We start from the raw sequence: 16,194 nt of genomic DNA, 5'->3' as shown, positions 1-16,194 counted from the left end.
CCCGATTGAAAATTCCGGTCATGCAAACTGTTTCCATTTTTATCTTCTGTTCAAAATACTGCCCAGCTTCTCCATGACACCCTCCGCCAGCTCAGAGCTTTTGCAGGCACACATAATCGTGTCATCTCCTGCAATACAGCCCAGGATTTCCGGCCATTTCAAGGCATCCAGAGCTGTGGCAACTCCCATTGCCATTCCGGTAACTGTTTTGATCACTACCAGATTCTGTCCAACCTCAATGGACACAACCGCATCATTTAACACTCTTGTATACTGGTCCCCAAGCCCTGGCTGTGTATCCTGCAGGATGGCATAGCGGGATTTCCCGTCTTTTCCTGCAACCTTGGTCATTTTCAGTGCACGGATATCTCGTGAAACCGTAGCCTGTGTCACCTTAAAACCGGCTTCATTCAATCTGGCTGCAAGCTCTTCCTGTGTATCTATGTCATATTCTTTTATCAGTTCGATAATTTTCTCATGTCTTGCTAATTTCACTTCTTAACCTCCCCTGCAAAGATTTTCTGCCCTGAAGTCTGTTAAAAAAAGCTGTCACTTACAATACCCCTTTTTCAAACAAGCTCTGAAGGAACCTTTGCAACGCATTCTGAAAATGATATTATCAATAAAATTCCCATGCGGAAATCAACACTTATAATAATATTTATATTTTATACATCAAAAATCAGCTATCCCTCATTTTCTGTCTCAACACTTCAACGAAACTAAGATGATTCAGCTTCAAAATCCTGGTTTTCACCTCTGCCTTTCGGATCACAATCTTATCTCCTGTGATCATTGGAATCTCAGAATCCCCATCAAAAGAAGCCAGTCCTTTTTCGCAATCCTGGTGACGTCCCTCTCCCATTTCCACCGTAATCACATCTTCCGCCGGGAAAACAATGCTTCGGCTGTTCAGAGTATGTGGCGCGATCGGTGTCATAATCGTCATCTCTCCACTTGGTGAAACAATAGGACCGCCAACAGAAAGGCTGTATCCTGTCGAACCTGTAGGTGTGGAAATAATAATTCCATCAGCGTTATAAGAGTTCAGATATTCGTCATTGACAAAATTTTTAAATCTTACAACACGAAGGGGACCTTCCCTTGCAATTACAATGTCATTTAAGGCAATATCCTTGCCGATGACCCTGTCTCCCCGGTAAACAGTCCCGGAGAGCATCATTCTCTCTTCCACCTCGTAGACATCCTCCGTAAGCTTGTCAAGAGCCTGGTATACAGACTGCCTGTCCACCTCAGCCAGAAAGCCCAGATTTCCAAGATTGACTCCCAGAAGGGGAATCTGACTGCGCTTCTTATCGTGAGCCGCCTGAATGTCTCTGGCCGCCTGCAGAAGGGTTCCATCACCGCCAAGTACGATAATGCACTGTGTTTCTTCTGGAATCTTTCTTGGATCCGTATAGTGGAACGGACCTGCGGTCTGTCTTCCAGCAAGCTGAACTTCACAGTGTCCGCCTCTTTTTCCAAGATAATCCACTACCCGGTCTGTAAATTCCAGATTTTTATCTTTTTCATTGTTGGTTATAATATAAAACTTATTCATAACAAAGTCCTGTATCTGTTTACTGCCCCTGTAAGCAACAGCATTCAACTGCATACTATTTTTCTGCCGGTTTATCCAATGCTCCGTGTGCCTGTGCAACCACATCCTCCACTTTCACAGTAAGACTGTCCGGAACCTCCGTTCCCTCCGGTCTTTTCTTCAGATGCAGAAGATATTCAATATTTCCCTCTGGTCCTTTGATCGGAGAAAAAGAAAGATGGCATGGCTCGAGGGAAATACTCATAGCGAAATCCCTCACCTTCTCTATCACTTCCTCGTGTACAGCAGGATCACGGACAACCCCTTTCTTTCCCACCTTTTCCCTGCCAGCCTCAAACTGGGGTTTTATCAGGCAGACGATCTCGCCATCCTCTGTAAGAAGGTTTCTCACAGGTCCCAGTACCTTTGTCAGGGAAATAAAGGAAACGTCAATAGAGGAAAATGCAGGTTTCTCCTGGATATCCTCCGGTACCACATAGCGAATGTTGGTTTTCTCCATGCACACAACTCTTGGGTCGTTGCGAAGCTTCCAGTCCAGCTGGCCATATCCCACATCAATAGAATATACCTTCACACCGCCATTCTGAAGCATACAGTCTGTAAAACCGCCTGTAGAGGCGCCTACATCCATGCACACCTTCCCCTCAAGACTTACATCAAATTCATTCATTGCTTTTTCAAGCTTCAGGCCGCCACGGCTTACATATGGAAGAGTGTTTCCTCTGACTTCCACTTTCACCGTTTCAGCAAACATGGAACCTGCTTTATCTTCCTTCTGACCATCTACATAAACCTGTCCGGCCATGATATATGCTTTTGCTTTTTCTCTGGAAGGTGCAAGAGCGCGCTCCACCAGCATCATATCCAATCGTTTCTTCATTCTCTTATTCCTTCTGAATAGCTACTTGAAATTTTCTTTATCTTCTCTGCGATGGCATTGGCGCTAAGCCCCAGCTGTACCCTAAGACTGTCCACACCTCCATGAGGCACAAAACGATCCGGAATAGCCACCGGCAGCACCTGGATACCAGGATGATATTCTTCCATATAACCGCATACCTGCTGTCCAAAGCCACCATTTTGCACATTTTCTTCTACTGTTACCACCAGACTGTGATTCCGTGCCAGCTGATCCAGCAAAGCTGTATCTAATGGCTTTACAAATCTGACATTTACAAAAGTAGGATCAATTCCTGCCTTCTGTAATTCACTGCAGACATCTGCACAGATCTCCACCATGCTTCCAAGTGCCAGAACTGCTACCTTACAACCGCTGTGAAGGACTTCACTTTTCCCCATCTCCACAGCTGTCTGATATTCCTGCAGCCCCTGATATGCGTTACCTCTTGGGTAACGGATTGCTACCGGGCCATCCGCTTTCACAGCAAAGCGAAGCATTTCCTTTAACTCCCAGTCATTCTTCGGTGCCATCACTGTCATTCCAGGCATCATACTGAGATAGGAAATGTCAAAATTGCCCTGATGTGTCTCACCATCTGCACCAACAAGCCCAGCCCTGTCCACTGCAAAGATCACATGAAGCTTCTGCATGCACACATCGTGAAGCATCTGATCCACAGCTCTTTGCAAAAAGGAAGAATAAATGGCAACCACCGGGATCACTCCGCCAAGTGCCAGTCCGGCTGCAAAGGAAACCGCATGCTCTTCTGCAATTCCCACATCAAAGAACCGGTCCGGAAATCTCTGGGAAAACTTTTTCAGCCCGGTACCATCAGGCATGGCAGCTGTAATGGCAACCAGCTTCTCTTCTTCTGCCGCTACCTGGCACAAAGCATCTGCAAACACATCCGTATAGCCTGGACAGACCTTCTTCTGGGTTGGCTTTCCAGTCTTGATATCAAACGGTCCAATTCCATGAAACATATCCGGGTTCTGTCTTGCAGGTTCATAGCCACGTCCCTTTTCTGTAAGAACATGAACCACAACCGGTCCCTTCACACGCTTTGCCTCATTAAAAAGGCGCATCATCTGGCGCATATTATGCCCGTCCACCGGTCCAAGATAGGTCAGTCCCATATTTTCAAAGAGCATTCCTGGAATAAAAAGCTGCTTAATGCTGCTTTTCGTCCTTCTCACAGCATCCACCATAGCGGTTCCCACACGGGGAATCTTTTTTACCGCCTTATTCAGGCTCATTTTCATTCCGGTGTATGCTTCTGCAGTACGGATCGCACTGAGATAATTTGACATTCCTCCTACATTTGGAGAGATTGACATATTATTGTCATTTAAAACAATTATAAAATTGGTCTTCAATTCAGCTGCATTATTCAGCGCCTCATAAGCCATACCGCCTGTAAGCGCACCATCGCCGATCACAGAAACCACATGATAATTCTCTCCAAGAAGATCCCTTGCATGCACATAACCAAGGCCTGCAGAAATAGAATCTGAGCTATGTCCCGCGTCAAAAGAGTCGCAATTGCTCTCCCCTCTTTTTGGAAAACCACTCAGTCCGCCTTCCTTGCGCAGGGTCTCAAATTCACCTTTTCGTCCGGTGAGGATCTTGTGAGTGTATGCCTGATGGCCTACATCCCAAATCAGCTTGTCATCTGGAAAATCCAGTACATTATGCAGTGCCAGTGTAAGTTCTACCACTCCAAGATTGGATGCCAAATGTCCTCCTGTCCTGCTGACGGATTCAATCAAAAAGCTTCGTATTTCTTCTGCCAGCTGAGGAAATTCAGCCAGAGGAATTTTGTGAATATCGTTGGGCTTTTTTATTTTATCCAGAATCATTTGTATCCTTCTTTCACTTCCTGCGTCCCACCAGCTCGTTCACCAGAGTAAACAGGAATTCATTTTTCTTATTCAGTCCTTCAAGCAAAGTGACTGCCTCATCTGACAGCTTCTTCACCTGCTGCGAGGCTTTCTCAATTCCCATAAGTGTCACATAAGTAGTCTTATGATTCTTCTCATCACTGTGAATTGGCTTTCCCAGCTCTTCCTCGGTGCTGGTCACATCCAGGATATCATCCTGGATTTGGAAAGCAAGGCCGATATTTTTTGCTGCCTTTTCTACTATAGCAATCTCTTCTTCTGTGGCACCTCCGAGAATTGCGCCTGTCATCACAGAGGCTTCAATAAGTGCAGAAGTCTTATTCTCATAAATATAATCAATCATCTCACGGCTCATAGGCTTGCCGTCATTTTCCACATCCACACTCTGTCCGCCAAGCATTCCGTAAAGTCCGGTCTTATGAGATATCACCTTCAGCGCCTGAATCACATGTGCCTGACGATCTGGTGTATCTGCCTTGTCAAAAGCTGTAAGCATCACTTCATAAGCATAATTGAGAAGTGCCACACCACTCAGAACCCCCATGGCTTCCCCATAAACTTTATGGGTGGTAAGACGTCCTCTTCGGTAATCGTCATTATCAAGAGCCGGAAGATCATCATGGACCAGTGAATGGGTATGAATCATCTCCATAGCTGCCATAAAAGGATATGCCAGCTTCTCTTCTCCTCCAAACAGCCTTAAGGTTTCCAGGATCAGCATAGGGCGAAGGCGCTTTCCGCCTGCCAGAATACTGTAATTCATTGCCTGTGCCATAGTCTTCGCAAAACCTTCCTCTGCCGGAAGATAAGACTGGATCACTTTATTAATTTCTTCTGTTCTTTTTTTTAATTCATCTTGAAAATTCACCAAGGCTACCATCCTCATTCATCTGCAGCATTTTTTTCTCTACAGTATCAAGCTTATCATTGCAATATTTCAGAAGCTCCATTCCCTGTTTATAAAGACGAAACGAATCTTCCAGGGAGGTCTCACGGTCTTCCAGCTTTCCCGCCAGAACATCCAGCTCTGAAAAAGCCTCCTCCAGAGTTTTCTCTTCTTTTTTCTCATCAGCCATTATCCCGCACCTCCATCTTTATCGCTGCGCACATTGTACACAGAAGCCTTTTATGGGCTATGCACGATCTGCACGCTGACTTTATTTTTCACAGTCTGTATCTGCTCCGTAACTGCTGGCTTTTGTATTCTGTACAGACGCCTCTATTGTACCATCTGTAACATAAATCAGCAGACTATCCCCTTGTTTTACCTGGGAAACGCTTGTCAATGTCTTTCCTTCCTTATCAGAAACATAGGAGTAACCCTGATTCAGCTTCCGAAGAGGAGAAAGACCGTGAAACCGTTCCAGATAGAGGGACAGTCTGTGTCTTTTATCTTTTATCTTTTGTTCCATGGCAGACTGGATTCGTTCCTGCACATCTGCCGCATACTGCTGACGGTCACGCAGACGGCTCTCCGGATTCAGATACTGAAGACGTGTTCCATATCTTTCCAGTTTTGCCCTGTTTACGTCAATTTTATTCCACACTGCCCGTTCCAGCCGTTCCTGATACCCTTGCATGGAGTTCAAAAGAGTCCGGCAGTCAAAATAGGCGAGTTCTGCCGCTGCTGAAGGTGTAGGGGCACGAAGATCCGCCACAAAATCCGCGATGGTAAAGTCAGTCTCATGTCCCACTGCAGAAATTACAGGTGTATGGCACTCAAAAATCGCCCTTGCCACCTCTTCTTCGTTAAAAGCCCATAGTTCCTCGATAGAACCACCGCCCCGTCCTACAATGATCACATCCACGCCTGCCTCGTCCAGCATGCGGATACCACGTACAATACTGGCCACTGCTCCCTCTCCCTGCACAAGTGCCGGGTAAAGAATACTCTGGATAAAAGGATTTCTTCGGGTGGAAACGTTGATAATATCCCGGATCGCAGCACCTGTAGGAGATGTGACAATCCCCACTCTGTGGGCAAATTCCGGTATGGGCTGCTTGTACTCCTGTGCAAACATTCCCATATCCTCCAGCTCCTGCTTCAATGCCAGGTATCTTTCATAAAGCGCACCAGCTCCCTCTAAAGTAATCTCCTTCGCATAGAACTGATATACGCCATCTCTTTCATAGACATCTACTCTGCCCCCGGCTATCACCTTGTCTCCGTCTTTCATGCGGAAAGCAAGACCTCTTCTGGAACCTGCGAACATAACGCATTTCAGTGTGCCGCCTTCGTCCTTCAAGGTAAAATAGATGTGTCCTGTGGAGTGGTATTTACAGTTGGATACCTCTCCCTTTACATAAATATTCTGTAAAAAATAGTCCTGGGTAAACATGTTCTTCACATAGCGGTTTACCTGACCAACAGAATAAACATTATTCATTTTTATTTTCCGGTGCCCTGGAGCTTACATTGCGGTTGACAACTACCACCTTTTTGGAAGGATCCTTTACCTTGAAACCGGACTTCGGTCTTGCAGAGGTCTGTTCTTCTTTCTTAGAAGATGCCTTTCTTGCAGCAACCTTCTTATCCGGGTTGGCAATTTTTCCAAGGATTCCGTTTACGAATGCACCGGACTCTTCAGAACCGAAGCATTTCGCCAGTTCTACAGCCTCATTGATGGCAACTCCTACCGGCACTTCCTCTTTCTCATATTCAAGCTCATACACAGCCAGACGAAGAACTGTCAGATCAACACGGTTCATACGGCTTGTCTTCCATCCCATACTGATGCTGTTCAGCTTCTCATCAAGCTCATCTGTGTGGTTCATAATGTTCATATATTTGCGGCTGATATAGTCCCGGTCGCTCTCTTCCAGATTCCCAATATCAGCTAAATATAAAGCCAGCTGCTCTTCCATTTCTTTCTGTGTATTAAACTCGCTGATAAAAAGCAGCTTAAAAATATGTTCTCTCTGTTCCCTTCTTCTCATGTTTCCTCCTACTATCTGTAACTCCCGAAAATCCCTGCAAAGAAATGCCAGCTCACGCAGACATTCATAGAAAAAAAAGGAAAGGTTTACTTTCCTTTTTTCGTTTACTTGCTTTTTTCATTCTCCATATCTACGCTTGCAATATGAATATTGACATCTGCAACCTCAAGTCCTGTCATGTTCTCAATGGCTGCTTTTACTTTCTCCTGAACCTTCTTGCTGGTCTCAAGGATATTCATGCCATATTCAATATTCAGGGTAAGGTCAACGCTTACCACACTGTCAACAATTTCAACCTTAACTCCCTTGGAGAGATTCTTCATTCCAAGCTTGCTTACCAGCTCATTGGTAATATTACCTGCCATGGAGGCAACTCCGTCTACTTCTGTAGCGGCAAGTCCGGCGATAATAGTAACGACCTCATCTGCGATCTGAACCTCACCGATTCCCTCAATATCCTGTATTTTATATGTTGTTCTCTTCTCTGCCATGCTTACAAACCTCCTAGGTTTAATCTGCCGGCTGCCGGAAAATTCGCATCTTTCCACGAGGCCAGCGTCAAATCTGCCTTACGGCGTATTTACACGAAACGGATCATCCCACGCATCTGCGCAGTTCTATTTCTATCCGAGACTTTCTTTAATTATAGCAAAATGCGTCAAAAATGAAAAGAGTTATTTACTGAATTCTGTTAATATTAAATCCGGATTTCTGTCTTCTGTCATGCCCACACTCCATGCATTGATAAACAGAAGCAACGGATTGCCTTTCAGATCTGTAACCTTCTTCATGTCAGAAGTTCCGACGATCTTGTCCACCTGAATCTCATCCTTGTTCGCAATCCATCTGATGTGCTCATATGGCAGATTTTCCAGACGAATTTCCACATTATACTCGTTCTCCAGACGATATTTCAAAACATCAAACTGGAGCACACCAACAACGCCCACAATGATCTCTTCCATATTTCCGTAAAGCTCCTGGAAAATCTGGATGGCACCTTCCTGTGCGATCTGGTTAATTCCCTTTACAAACTGCTTTCTCTTCATGGTATCCAGAAGTCTTACCCTTGCAAAGTGCTCCGGTGCAAATGTAGGAATGCCCTCAAATGCAAATTTTTTTCCAGGCGTACAGATCGTATCTCCAATAGAAAAAATACCGGGATCAAATACACCGATAATATCTCCTGCATAAGCCTCCTCAACTACATGGCGGGACTCAGCCATCATCTGCTGGGGCTGAAGAAGTCTCATCTTCTTATCCCCCTGTACATGGTAAACCTCCTGGGAGGCATCGAATTTGCCGGAGCAGATACGCATAAATGCAATTCTGTCACGGTGAGCCTTATTCATATTTGCCTGAATCTTAAATACAAAAGCAGAAAAATCATCGCTCATAGGATCAACAAGACCTGTGTCTGCCATTCTTGGAAGAGGTGACGTAGTCATCTTCAGGAAATGCTCCAGGAAAGTCTCAACACCAAAATTGGTAAGAGCTGATCCAAAGAACACAGGAGTCAGTTCTCCCTTACTTACCATCTCCTGATCGAACTCGGCACTTGCGCCATCCAGAAGCTCGATTTCCTCCAGAAGCTGTTCTTTCTGCTCCGGATCCATAACCTCAAGTGCATGAGGAGAATCCAGATCGATTTCCTCAATAGTTCCCTCCTTGGTACCTTTCTGGGTATCTGTGAAAGTAAGGATCTTATTCGTGTTGCGGTCGTAAACACCGCGGAATTTCTTACCGGAACCGATTGGCCAGTTAATAGGGCAGGTTGCGATTCCAAGCTCTTTTTCGATCTCGTCAAGAAGATCAAAGGTATCGTTGGCATCACGGTCCATTTTATTGATAAAAGTAAAAATAGGAATGTGTCTCATAACGCAGACCTTGAACAGCTTTCTGGTCTGTGCCTCAACACCCTTGGACCCGTCGATTACCATAACTGCAGAATCTGCAGCCATCAGGGTACGATAAGTATCCTCTGAGAAATCCTGATGTCCAGGAGTATCCAGAATGTTGATGCAGTAACCGTCATAATGGAACTGCAATACGGAAGAAGTAACGGAAATACCTCTCTCCTTTTCAATTTCCATCCAGTCTGATACTGCATGGCGGGCCGTTGCCTTTCCTTTAACACTACCGGCCAGATTAATGGCTCCGCCATACAGCAGGAATTTCTCAGTCAGAGTAGTCTTACCTGCATCCGGGTGGGAAATGATGGCAAAGGTTCTTCTTTTTTCTATTTCTTTCGTATACTTCGACACGTTTAGCCTCCTATTTGAATTCTCTATTTCAGACACGCTTGTATTCTTATATTTTTGCAGCATTCCTATTCTAGTATAAGGACTGCTGCACTGTCAAGGGGGTATTATCACGGATTTACTGTGGTATCATCATCAATATCCACGGAAGTCTCCAGTGATTCATCTTTATTTACCAGTTCTTCCTCGCTTTCATTTAACGGCGTGATCACAATATTTTCCGGTGCAATTCCCGTTTTTCTTTTCACAATGTCTTCAATCTGAGCTCGTTTTGCATCTGTCAGATCTGCTTCCGGAACCACCACGTCTGCCGTCTCTCCGGTAAGATTTACGATCACATTTTCGAAGCCTTTAGCTTCCAGAAGAAGTTCTGCTGCCGACTCTTTTTCCGTCAGATCCGCCATGGAAACCATGGTGCTCACAGCCTCCTGCTTCTGGTCATCTCCCAGATCCTGGTTGTTAATAATAGCCTGCAGGTCTGCTTTATTCTGTGAACGGATCTGTTCTCTGGAAAGTTTGGCCTGGGCTGCAAAATCAGAAGCCGCAGTAAGTACAGCTTCCCCCGGTGTGCTGGTGGTCTGATCCTGCACATCCGTAAGGCTGCTATCCGCCCCGTTCTCATCCAGAAGGGCTGTTTCATCGGTCAGATCATAGTCCACATCCTCCAGAATACTGCTGCTGTCTGCGCTTGCCTCCTTATTTTTCAGGCCAAGATCTACATCTGCAAAATTCAGGTATCCTGCAACTGCGATCAGAACCGCCAGTGAAGTAATGATTACCTGGTTCTTTTTCAGAATCTTTTTCACTTTACCTCTCCTCATTTCATTTTCATTACTTTAATTTTATGGGCATCCAGCTGAAATAATGCCATAACTCCTTCTACAATATTCCTGGAAACCACAGAATTATCTGCTCCTTCCGCCGCGATCAGCACTCCGGTCACCGCCTGATTTCCGGAATCGTAGAAACTGCTGCTGTCTTTTTCTTCCCCCGTCATAAGGAGCACCTGCACTTTTCCCACTCCTTCTGTCTGGGATAAAAGATCTTCCAGTTTTTTCTCCAGAACTGTCCGTTCTGCATCTGTATTTTCCTCAGAAGAAGCTGAAAAAAAGGAACTGCTTTTTACTTCCGGGGAGCTATCCTTTTTATTGGATACCGGAAGTGCAATTACCGTAAGCAGAAGTCCCAGAAGGAGAAGAATCACCCATTGTCTGCTTCCCATTTTCCCAAGCAAGGACTTCACAGTTTTCTTCCCGGATTCCCCAGTTTGCTGCAAGTTCATCTTTTATCCCCCCCTCAAGCTCTCCATCTGGCACCGCCTTCGTCCACAGGCAGGCTTTTAACAGCTCCCCTTCTATATGTACTTTGCATGCCGTCACTTCTATGCCTTTCTTTTTCAAAGATTCCGGAATATTTTTCTCAAGCTGCTCCTCCACACCTTTTTCCAGAAGGCTTTTCTGAAGATTTTCCATATCAAGAGTGAGCCGCTTTTTTTCCTCCTGCTGGTAAAGGCTGGAAAAGCTTTCCGGCAGTGTCTTAGCTTTTTCCAGAATGGAAAGCATAGGAGTGATCAGCATAGCCATCAGCAAAAGCCCCATAAAAAAACGCACATAACGCTGATATTTCCCGGTAGGCACCAGATGGATGAGCATAGTCAACAGAATATAAAATATGGCAAGGCATTTGATCCAGCTGTAGATGGCTTCTTTCATAATATATCACTTCCCGCATCCCATTTTTGTCCCATATCTCAGTCATATGATCAGGTTATTATGGTTCATTTCCGCTTACTGTTACTTTTATCCGCCTACAGACGCCATGAGAACTATAAAGGTAAGCACACACAGAATTTCCGCAGTCAGCATGATCCGCAGAAGCAGAGCACAGCCTTCTCCCATTGTACCAAGACAGCCTACGATTCGTTTGTCTGATACAGGCTGTGCCACTGCACCAAGGAAGCGATAGCTAAGGGATAGAAGACCATAATGAATCACAGGTCCGGCTCCTGCAAGAAGCAGAACCACCACCGCCATTGCTCCAAGACAGTTTTTCACAAGCAGTGCCCCTGCCAGAATCAATTCTGTTACCGCATTTACGGCATTTCCCACAGCCGGAATTGCTCCGGCAGTTCTGCCCAGGGCAGTTCGTTTGATGGCATCCATGGCAGGCGCAACCAATCCTCGTACCGCCTGAAGCCCAAGGACAGCCCCAAGCATGGTTTTCAGGCTCCAGCTGATCATAGTTTCCAGAAGCTCTGCCATCTTGCTTAACATATCCTCTTTGGAAAGATGGTTCACCATACAAAGAAGAACATACAGATTAGCCCCTGGCAGAATCAAAGTGAGAAGAAGCCATTCCACCAGCCACACCAGAAGAAGAACCCCCTGATAAAATACAGATGCCGTGACAGCTCCCGATGCTGCTGAAACTGCCACGAAATAAGCAGGTGCCAGGCCTTTCATAAACTGAGTCATCCATTCCAGCTGTTTTCCAAGAGAAACTCCAAGCTGCTGATAGCTGTTCATTAGAATGGTAAATAATAAAAGATATACCATGTAAAAACTTACCTCTCCAATCTGGCTGTTTTCAAATACCTCTGCAAAATTTGTAAAAACAGCAGCTGCCAGCACCAGAAGAAGAATGCGAAAAAAATTAGCCCGTTCTTTTTCCAGCCGGTCAAAAAAGAGGCTGCGCAGAAATTGCTGCACCGCCTCTTTTGAAAATACTGTTTCGCCGTTTATCATGTTTTTTAATGCTGTTCCTATGGAGAAGCTGTCCTCTCCCAGCATTTCATCCATTAAAGTTTGTACCTGTTCGAAAGACATGTCCGAAACCAGCTGCTCCGTAATGCCCTCAGAATCAGCGGAAGCTGCACGATAGCCAATACCTGCTGTTACTGTTTTCTTCGTTGTTTTCTTCGTTGTCTCTTCCTCTGTTTCGACTGCTTTTTCACCTGTAAAACTCTCTGTTTCCATGCTCTCTGCATTTACATTTATTTTTCTGGTTCCCATCAGAATCCATACTGCAAATAACAATGCAGCAATTACCTGCCATTTTTGTTTTTTTCTCCAGAACCTCATACCATGAACTCCTGAATCGTCTTCAGAAGCGCCATAAGCACCGGCATACTCAGCACCATCACCGACAATTTACAGAACAGCTCGATCTGAGCCGCTGTTGTGCTGTAGCCTGCATCTTTACAGATTCCGGAGGCAAACTGGCCGATGTAGGTAATTCCGATCATTTTTACCAGTGTGGAAATATATTCCGTATCCACTGGAAGTGTTTCCTGGATTTTTCCCAGAGATTCAAACAGATAATAAATTTTCCCCACAGCAAGCCCCATGATCACAAGGCCAATTCCAACTGTAATAAAACAGGCGTATTCCGGTTTGGTTTCCTTCATAAGAAATCCAAGAATAACACCGCATACGCCTAGTAACGAAATCTTTATAATGTCCATTTTCCACCTCCTGAACACAAGCGACAGGATATTGGTGAATCAGATCACAATTCAAATAATTTTTTTATGCTGTCAAACAGCTCATAAATATATGGCACGATCCAGAAGAGTACCACAAGGAGCCCTGCCAGGCTGACTAAAAAAGCCTGTTCCTCTCTGCCGCTGTGCTTCAGAACCTGAGAAAGTACGGAGACCAGAATCCCCACAGCAGCTATTTTAAAAATAATACTGACTTCCAAGGGGGCCTCCTTTCTTACCGTTATCTGCCTTTACATAATCGTTTCCCAGGCAATTTTCCCAGATATTTTATGAAATCTACCACAACAGGACTGCCAGCAGAATTCCGCCCAGAATTCCCATGCTCTGATATGTTTTCTGCTGCTTTGGCATAGCACTTTTCAGAGTCTTTATCCTGTAGCCTAACTCTTCCTCCAGAAGTGTCAGCTGTGCCACCTGCATTTCCCTGTCCAGATATCCCAGTTTTTCGCCCAGAGAAAGAAAGCTTTCCCTCTCTTCCTCTGAAAGTCTGTAAAGGGGAAGCAGTCTTACCGCGCACTCCCTGAAAATCTCATCAAAGGTAATTCCAGGCCGCTGCTGAAGCCATCCTGCAGTTTCTTTGAGAAAAAGCCTGTACTCTCCTGGCATTTTTGCTGCAGCATCAAGAAAGGCATCTTCCAACGTCGCCCCTGTGCAGCGGATTTCCCCTTTCAGTAACAGAAGAAGCTGCGCCAGTTTTTCCAGAATTTTCAGTCTGGCTGTCAGTTCCATGCTTTTACACAACCCAAGACCTGTTCCGGAAAAAAGGATCAGAATGATTCCTGCTGTTTTCAACAAGGCCTCCCGTTTCTGTCATAAATTCCAAGTATGGTTCCCGCATGTTCTCCCTTGTCCAGGAAAATATACCGTTCAAACACTCTTCTTCTCACCAGCCTTTCAAAATAAGGCTGATGGATCACGTCCTCAATGGAATTTCCATGAGCGGTGGCGATTACTTTACATCCACTGTGAATCACAGATTCCACAGCTTTAAAGTCTTCTTTCCGTCCCAGTTCATCTACGGCCACAACTGCCGGAGACATAGAACGGATCAGCATTTCCATCCCTTCTGCCTTCGGACAGCCGTCCAGCACATCCGTACGCATGCCAAGGTCATTCTGTGGAACTCCCTGATAGGAGCCGGCAAGCTCACTTCTCTCATCTACAACGCCAACCGTTACCCCCGGCATTTTTTTCTTTTCCTCACCATTGCTCAGCTGACGGATAATATCCCGGAGCAGGGTTGTTTTCCCTCCTCTTGGCGGAGAAACGATCAAAGTATGAGCTACCCAGTCTTTTTTGCGGATATAGGGCATCACCTGGTCTGCGCAGCCTACCACTTCGTGAGCCAGACGTACATTGATACAGGAAATATATTTCATTCCCTGGATCTCATTGCCGTCAAGAATCACCTTTCCGGTAACACCTACCCGATGACCTCCCTGAACAGTGAGAAATCCCTGGCGCATTTCATCTTCATAGGAATAAAGGGAATAACCACTTATATATTCCATGGTTTCCTTCAGATCTTCCCTTGTCACCACGTATTTGCCATCATGGTCGGTAAGGAAACCCTCACCTCCGTCATAGGTGTAGAACAGCGGTCGTCCTACTCTTAACCGTATCTCATATATTTTGTCATAATCAAGGTTTGCATTCATCAACAGTCTGCGGATATTGCCCGCAAACAGGTTCTGAATCTGCTCTGCTTCTATGTTGTATCACCTCTCAATTTTAATATATGTGGACAATCCCGGATTCATTCTTAAATAAATCCACCAGATTTACAGGCTCTAGAGCGTGTTTGAAAAATCCTTCTAATACTGGCTCACATTACTCTGTATGCTCTGCTGGTATTCTTCCATTCTGGGAAGGCTCAGTTTTAAAACCCTGTCCACAATATTCACAGACGCTGAACTATATGCATAAGCAGCGGATTCAAACAGCACGTACAAGTCATCCCCATCCACAAAAATCTGTTCGATTCGTTCCGGAAACCGATAGCTGACAGCAGAATTTTCATCTACATAAAGCCTTTTATCGGATTTCTCATAAAATACCACTCTGGAAGGCAGAATTCCAAAGGAATGAGACAAAAGAAGCTTGTCGTTATAAAAAGTCATTCCCTGTGCCTGTTCGGAAATGGTGGAATAATCAAGGGGAACTGCCATCCCAAAGTTCATTCCCAGACCTTCATCCATAGTATTTATCAGGTTTCCCTGAGCATCCACTGCATATCTTGCAATTGCACTGTCTGTATATTTTGTAAAGCAGCCAACGTACAGACACCCATCATAAAAGGTCATGAAGGAATCACGGACGATTCCGTAAAGGCTGGCTACCTGGTTGGTCGCAATAGGATGCCTGCCCGCATCATAGTCATAATTTTCAATAGATTCCATGGTAAGACTCACTGCCTGGGCAAGCTCCTGCGTATTTGAAGAATACCATAGAATCTGATGTTCACTGTCATACGCCAGACCACCAACATGTGGCTGTCCGGGCAAAATAATTTCTTTTATAAAACGGTGCGATTCTTTGTTGATCATATAGATCACAGAATTATGCTTTTTCGCATGACAATAGGCACTTACAAAAACATAATCCTCTGTTACTGCCAAACCCTGCGGTGTCATAGTGGTACACATGGCCGGCATATCACCTTCACTGGTAAGAAGGGTTCGTGTTGCTTTCAGACCGGGAATAATATAGGTTCCGTATTCCCGCTCCTTTTTCCTGTCTTCAAAGGCAAATGCCATCAGCTCTTCTTTCTTGGAAAGCATCTGGATCTGTCCACGAAGCGTATAGTAAGCCGCTTCCTGATTGGTGGTTTTCCTCTTGGTGGGCGGCTCATTTCTGCCTCTGTATATAAAGGCATATGCCAGATAAGATCCCACAATGACCAGAACCATGATCAGGATCCTGAGCCAGAAAATGCGGTTTCTCCATTTCTTCTTTTTCTTCATTTATCTGCACTGCTTCCGCAATAGTACTCTTTTGGTAACTGTTCCGTACCTTCACAATTACATGCTTTACAATTGCATGCTTCGCGATACATAAAAAAGTGTCTTCGACACTTCAACTCCCCTGCCCCTCAATCTTGAGGGGATAGGGGTTTCTTTTTTTCAACTTTT

General features: G+C 45.1%; 19 protein-coding genes. All 19 read right to left on the bottom strand.

The annotated features are described in order from the left end of the window. Window positions 1-39: 39 nt before the first annotated feature. Window positions 40-495 carry an arginine repressor gene (gene argR / locus AB5170_RS17465; RefSeq protein ID WP_118581008.1) on the bottom strand — a complete coding sequence of 152 codons (456 nt, stop codon included), beginning with the start codon at window positions 493-495 and terminating at the stop codon, window positions 40-42. A 187-nt stretch (window positions 496-682) separates the two neighbouring features. Beyond that, window positions 683-1,561 (bottom strand): NAD(+)/NADH kinase, encoded by an 879-nt coding sequence (locus tag AB5170_RS17460; protein WP_148462519.1) that lies wholly within the window; start codon window positions 1,559-1,561, stop codon window positions 683-685. Window positions 1,562-1,616: 55 nt separating this feature from the next. Next, window positions 1,617-2,441, bottom strand: a complete 825-nt coding sequence (locus AB5170_RS17455; protein WP_148462520.1) for a TlyA family RNA methyltransferase — start codon at window positions 2,439-2,441, stop codon at window positions 1,617-1,619. Next, entirely contained in the window at window positions 2,438-4,321 is a 1,884-nt protein-coding gene (gene dxs, locus AB5170_RS17450; protein WP_173769996.1) for a 1-deoxy-D-xylulose-5-phosphate synthase, read from the bottom strand. Before dxs ends, AB5170_RS17455 begins: the two co-directional genes overlap by 4 nt. Before the next feature lie 13 nt (window positions 4,322-4,334). Beyond that, window positions 4,335-5,243, bottom strand: coding sequence for a polyprenyl synthetase family protein (locus tag AB5170_RS17445; protein ID WP_243249223.1), 909 nt, complete (start codon window positions 5,241-5,243; stop codon window positions 4,335-4,337). Continuing rightward, a complete protein-coding gene (xseB, locus tag AB5170_RS17440) occupies window positions 5,215-5,439 on the bottom strand; it encodes an exodeoxyribonuclease VII small subunit (RefSeq protein ID WP_148462521.1) in 225 nt (74 codons plus the stop codon). Before xseB ends, AB5170_RS17445 begins: the two co-directional genes overlap by 29 nt. 81 nt (window positions 5,440-5,520) lie before the next feature. After that, a complete protein-coding gene (gene xseA / locus AB5170_RS17435) occupies window positions 5,521-6,750 on the bottom strand; it encodes an exodeoxyribonuclease VII large subunit (protein ID WP_148462522.1) in 1,230 nt (409 codons plus the stop codon). Continuing rightward, complete coding sequence (gene nusB, locus AB5170_RS17430; protein WP_195409227.1) at window positions 6,743-7,300, bottom strand: transcription antitermination factor NusB; 558 nt, start codon at window positions 7,298-7,300, stop codon at window positions 6,743-6,745. Before nusB ends, xseA begins: the two co-directional genes overlap by 8 nt. 104 nt (window positions 7,301-7,404) lie before the next feature. Further along, window positions 7,405-7,791 (bottom strand): Asp23/Gls24 family envelope stress response protein, encoded by a 387-nt coding sequence (locus AB5170_RS17425; protein ID WP_118581028.1) that lies wholly within the window; start codon window positions 7,789-7,791, stop codon window positions 7,405-7,407. A gap of 183 nt (window positions 7,792-7,974) precedes the next feature. Then, a complete protein-coding gene (locus AB5170_RS17420) occupies window positions 7,975-9,564 on the bottom strand; it encodes a peptide chain release factor 3 (RefSeq protein ID WP_195409226.1) in 1,590 nt (529 codons plus the stop codon). Between the two features lie 107 nt (window positions 9,565-9,671). Then, the gene (locus AB5170_RS17415; protein ID WP_118581034.1) at window positions 9,672-10,367 is read right to left on the bottom strand and encodes a SpoIIIAH-like family protein; all 696 of its coding nucleotides are present in this window, start codon (window positions 10,365-10,367) and stop codon (window positions 9,672-9,674) included. 11 nt (window positions 10,368-10,378) lie between these two features. After that, window positions 10,379-10,765, bottom strand: a complete 387-nt coding sequence (locus tag AB5170_RS17410; protein WP_227198825.1) for a hypothetical protein — start codon at window positions 10,763-10,765, stop codon at window positions 10,379-10,381. Beyond that, window positions 10,707-11,273, bottom strand: coding sequence for a stage III sporulation protein AF (locus AB5170_RS17405; RefSeq protein WP_227198826.1), 567 nt, complete (start codon window positions 11,271-11,273; stop codon window positions 10,707-10,709). Before AB5170_RS17405 ends, AB5170_RS17410 begins: the two co-directional genes overlap by 59 nt. An 87-nt stretch (window positions 11,274-11,360) precedes the next feature. Next, window positions 11,361-12,641, bottom strand: a complete 1,281-nt coding sequence (locus AB5170_RS17400; RefSeq protein WP_227198827.1) for a stage III sporulation protein AE — start codon at window positions 12,639-12,641, stop codon at window positions 11,361-11,363. After that, the gene (locus AB5170_RS17395; protein ID WP_173718384.1) at window positions 12,638-13,024 is read right to left on the bottom strand and encodes a SpoIIIAC/SpoIIIAD family protein; all 387 of its coding nucleotides are present in this window, start codon (window positions 13,022-13,024) and stop codon (window positions 12,638-12,640) included. Before AB5170_RS17395 ends, AB5170_RS17400 begins: the two co-directional genes overlap by 4 nt. Before the next feature lie 44 nt (window positions 13,025-13,068). Further along, the gene (gene spoIIIAC, locus AB5170_RS17390; protein WP_021924294.1) at window positions 13,069-13,263 is read right to left on the bottom strand and encodes a stage III sporulation protein AC; all 195 of its coding nucleotides are present in this window, start codon (window positions 13,261-13,263) and stop codon (window positions 13,069-13,071) included. Window positions 13,264-13,339: 76 nt separating this feature from the next. Next, window positions 13,340-13,855, bottom strand: a complete 516-nt coding sequence (locus AB5170_RS17385) for a stage III sporulation protein AB (protein ID WP_226837127.1) — start codon at window positions 13,853-13,855, stop codon at window positions 13,340-13,342. After that, a complete protein-coding gene (gene spoIIIAA, locus AB5170_RS17380; RefSeq protein WP_330382709.1) occupies window positions 13,852-14,760 on the bottom strand; it encodes a stage III sporulation protein AA in 909 nt (302 codons plus the stop codon). The genes AB5170_RS17385 and spoIIIAA overlap by 4 nt, the downstream gene beginning before the upstream one ends. 117 nt (window positions 14,761-14,877) lie before the next feature. Continuing rightward, window positions 14,878-16,026: a hypothetical protein gene (locus AB5170_RS17375; protein WP_173718382.1), complete on the bottom strand. Its 1,149-nt coding sequence runs from the start codon at window positions 16,024-16,026 to the stop codon at window positions 14,878-14,880. Between the last annotated feature and the right edge of the window lie 168 nt (window positions 16,027-16,194).

The organism is Ruminococcus sp. RTP21484sp1_RTP21281st1_A8_RTP21281_210402, assembly GCF_040914025.1.
In the GTDB taxonomy this organism is placed as follows: domain Bacteria; phylum Bacillota; class Clostridia; order Lachnospirales; family Lachnospiraceae; genus Blautia_A; species Blautia_A faecis.
The sequence above is the reverse complement of the archived record's forward strand: the minus strand, read 5'-3'. Positions and strand labels throughout refer to the sequence as shown.

Bases quoted from the DNA above. Each gene is read 5' to 3' on its own strand.
- AB5170_RS17375 (WP_173718382.1), bottom strand. From the start codon at position 16,026: ATGAAGAAAAAGAAGAAATGGAGAAACCGCATTTTCTGGCTCAGGATC.
- AB5170_RS17445 (WP_243249223.1), bottom strand. From the start codon at position 5,243: ATGGTAGCCTTGGTGAATTTTCAAGATGAATTAAAAAAAAGAACAGAA.
- AB5170_RS17400 (WP_227198827.1), bottom strand. From the start codon at position 12,641: ATGAGGTTCTGGAGAAAAAAACAAAAATGGCAGGTAATTGCTGCATTG.
- xseA (WP_148462522.1), bottom strand. From the start codon at position 6,750: ATGAATAATGTTTATTCTGTTGGTCAGGTAAACCGCTATGTGAAGAAC.
- nusB (WP_195409227.1), bottom strand. From the start codon at position 7,300: ATGAGAAGAAGGGAACAGAGAGAACATATTTTTAAGCTGCTTTTTATC.
- dxs (WP_173769996.1), bottom strand. From the start codon at position 4,321: ATGATTCTGGATAAAATAAAAAAGCCCAACGATATTCACAAAATTCCT.
- AB5170_RS17460 (WP_148462519.1), bottom strand. From the start codon at position 1,561: ATGAATAAGTTTTATATTATAACCAACAATGAAAAAGATAAAAATCTG.
- AB5170_RS17405 (WP_227198826.1), bottom strand. From the start codon at position 11,273: ATGAAAGAAGCCATCTACAGCTGGATCAAATGCCTTGCCATATTTTAT.
- xseB (WP_148462521.1), bottom strand. From the start codon at position 5,439: ATGGCTGATGAGAAAAAAGAAGAGAAAACTCTGGAGGAGGCTTTTTCA.
- AB5170_RS17395 (WP_173718384.1), bottom strand. From the start codon at position 13,024: ATGGACATTATAAAGATTTCGTTACTAGGCGTATGCGGTGTTATTCTT.
- AB5170_RS17425 (WP_118581028.1), bottom strand. From the start codon at position 7,791: ATGGCAGAGAAGAGAACAACATATAAAATACAGGATATTGAGGGAATC.
- AB5170_RS17455 (WP_148462520.1), bottom strand. From the start codon at position 2,441: ATGAAGAAACGATTGGATATGATGCTGGTGGAGCGCGCTCTTGCACCT.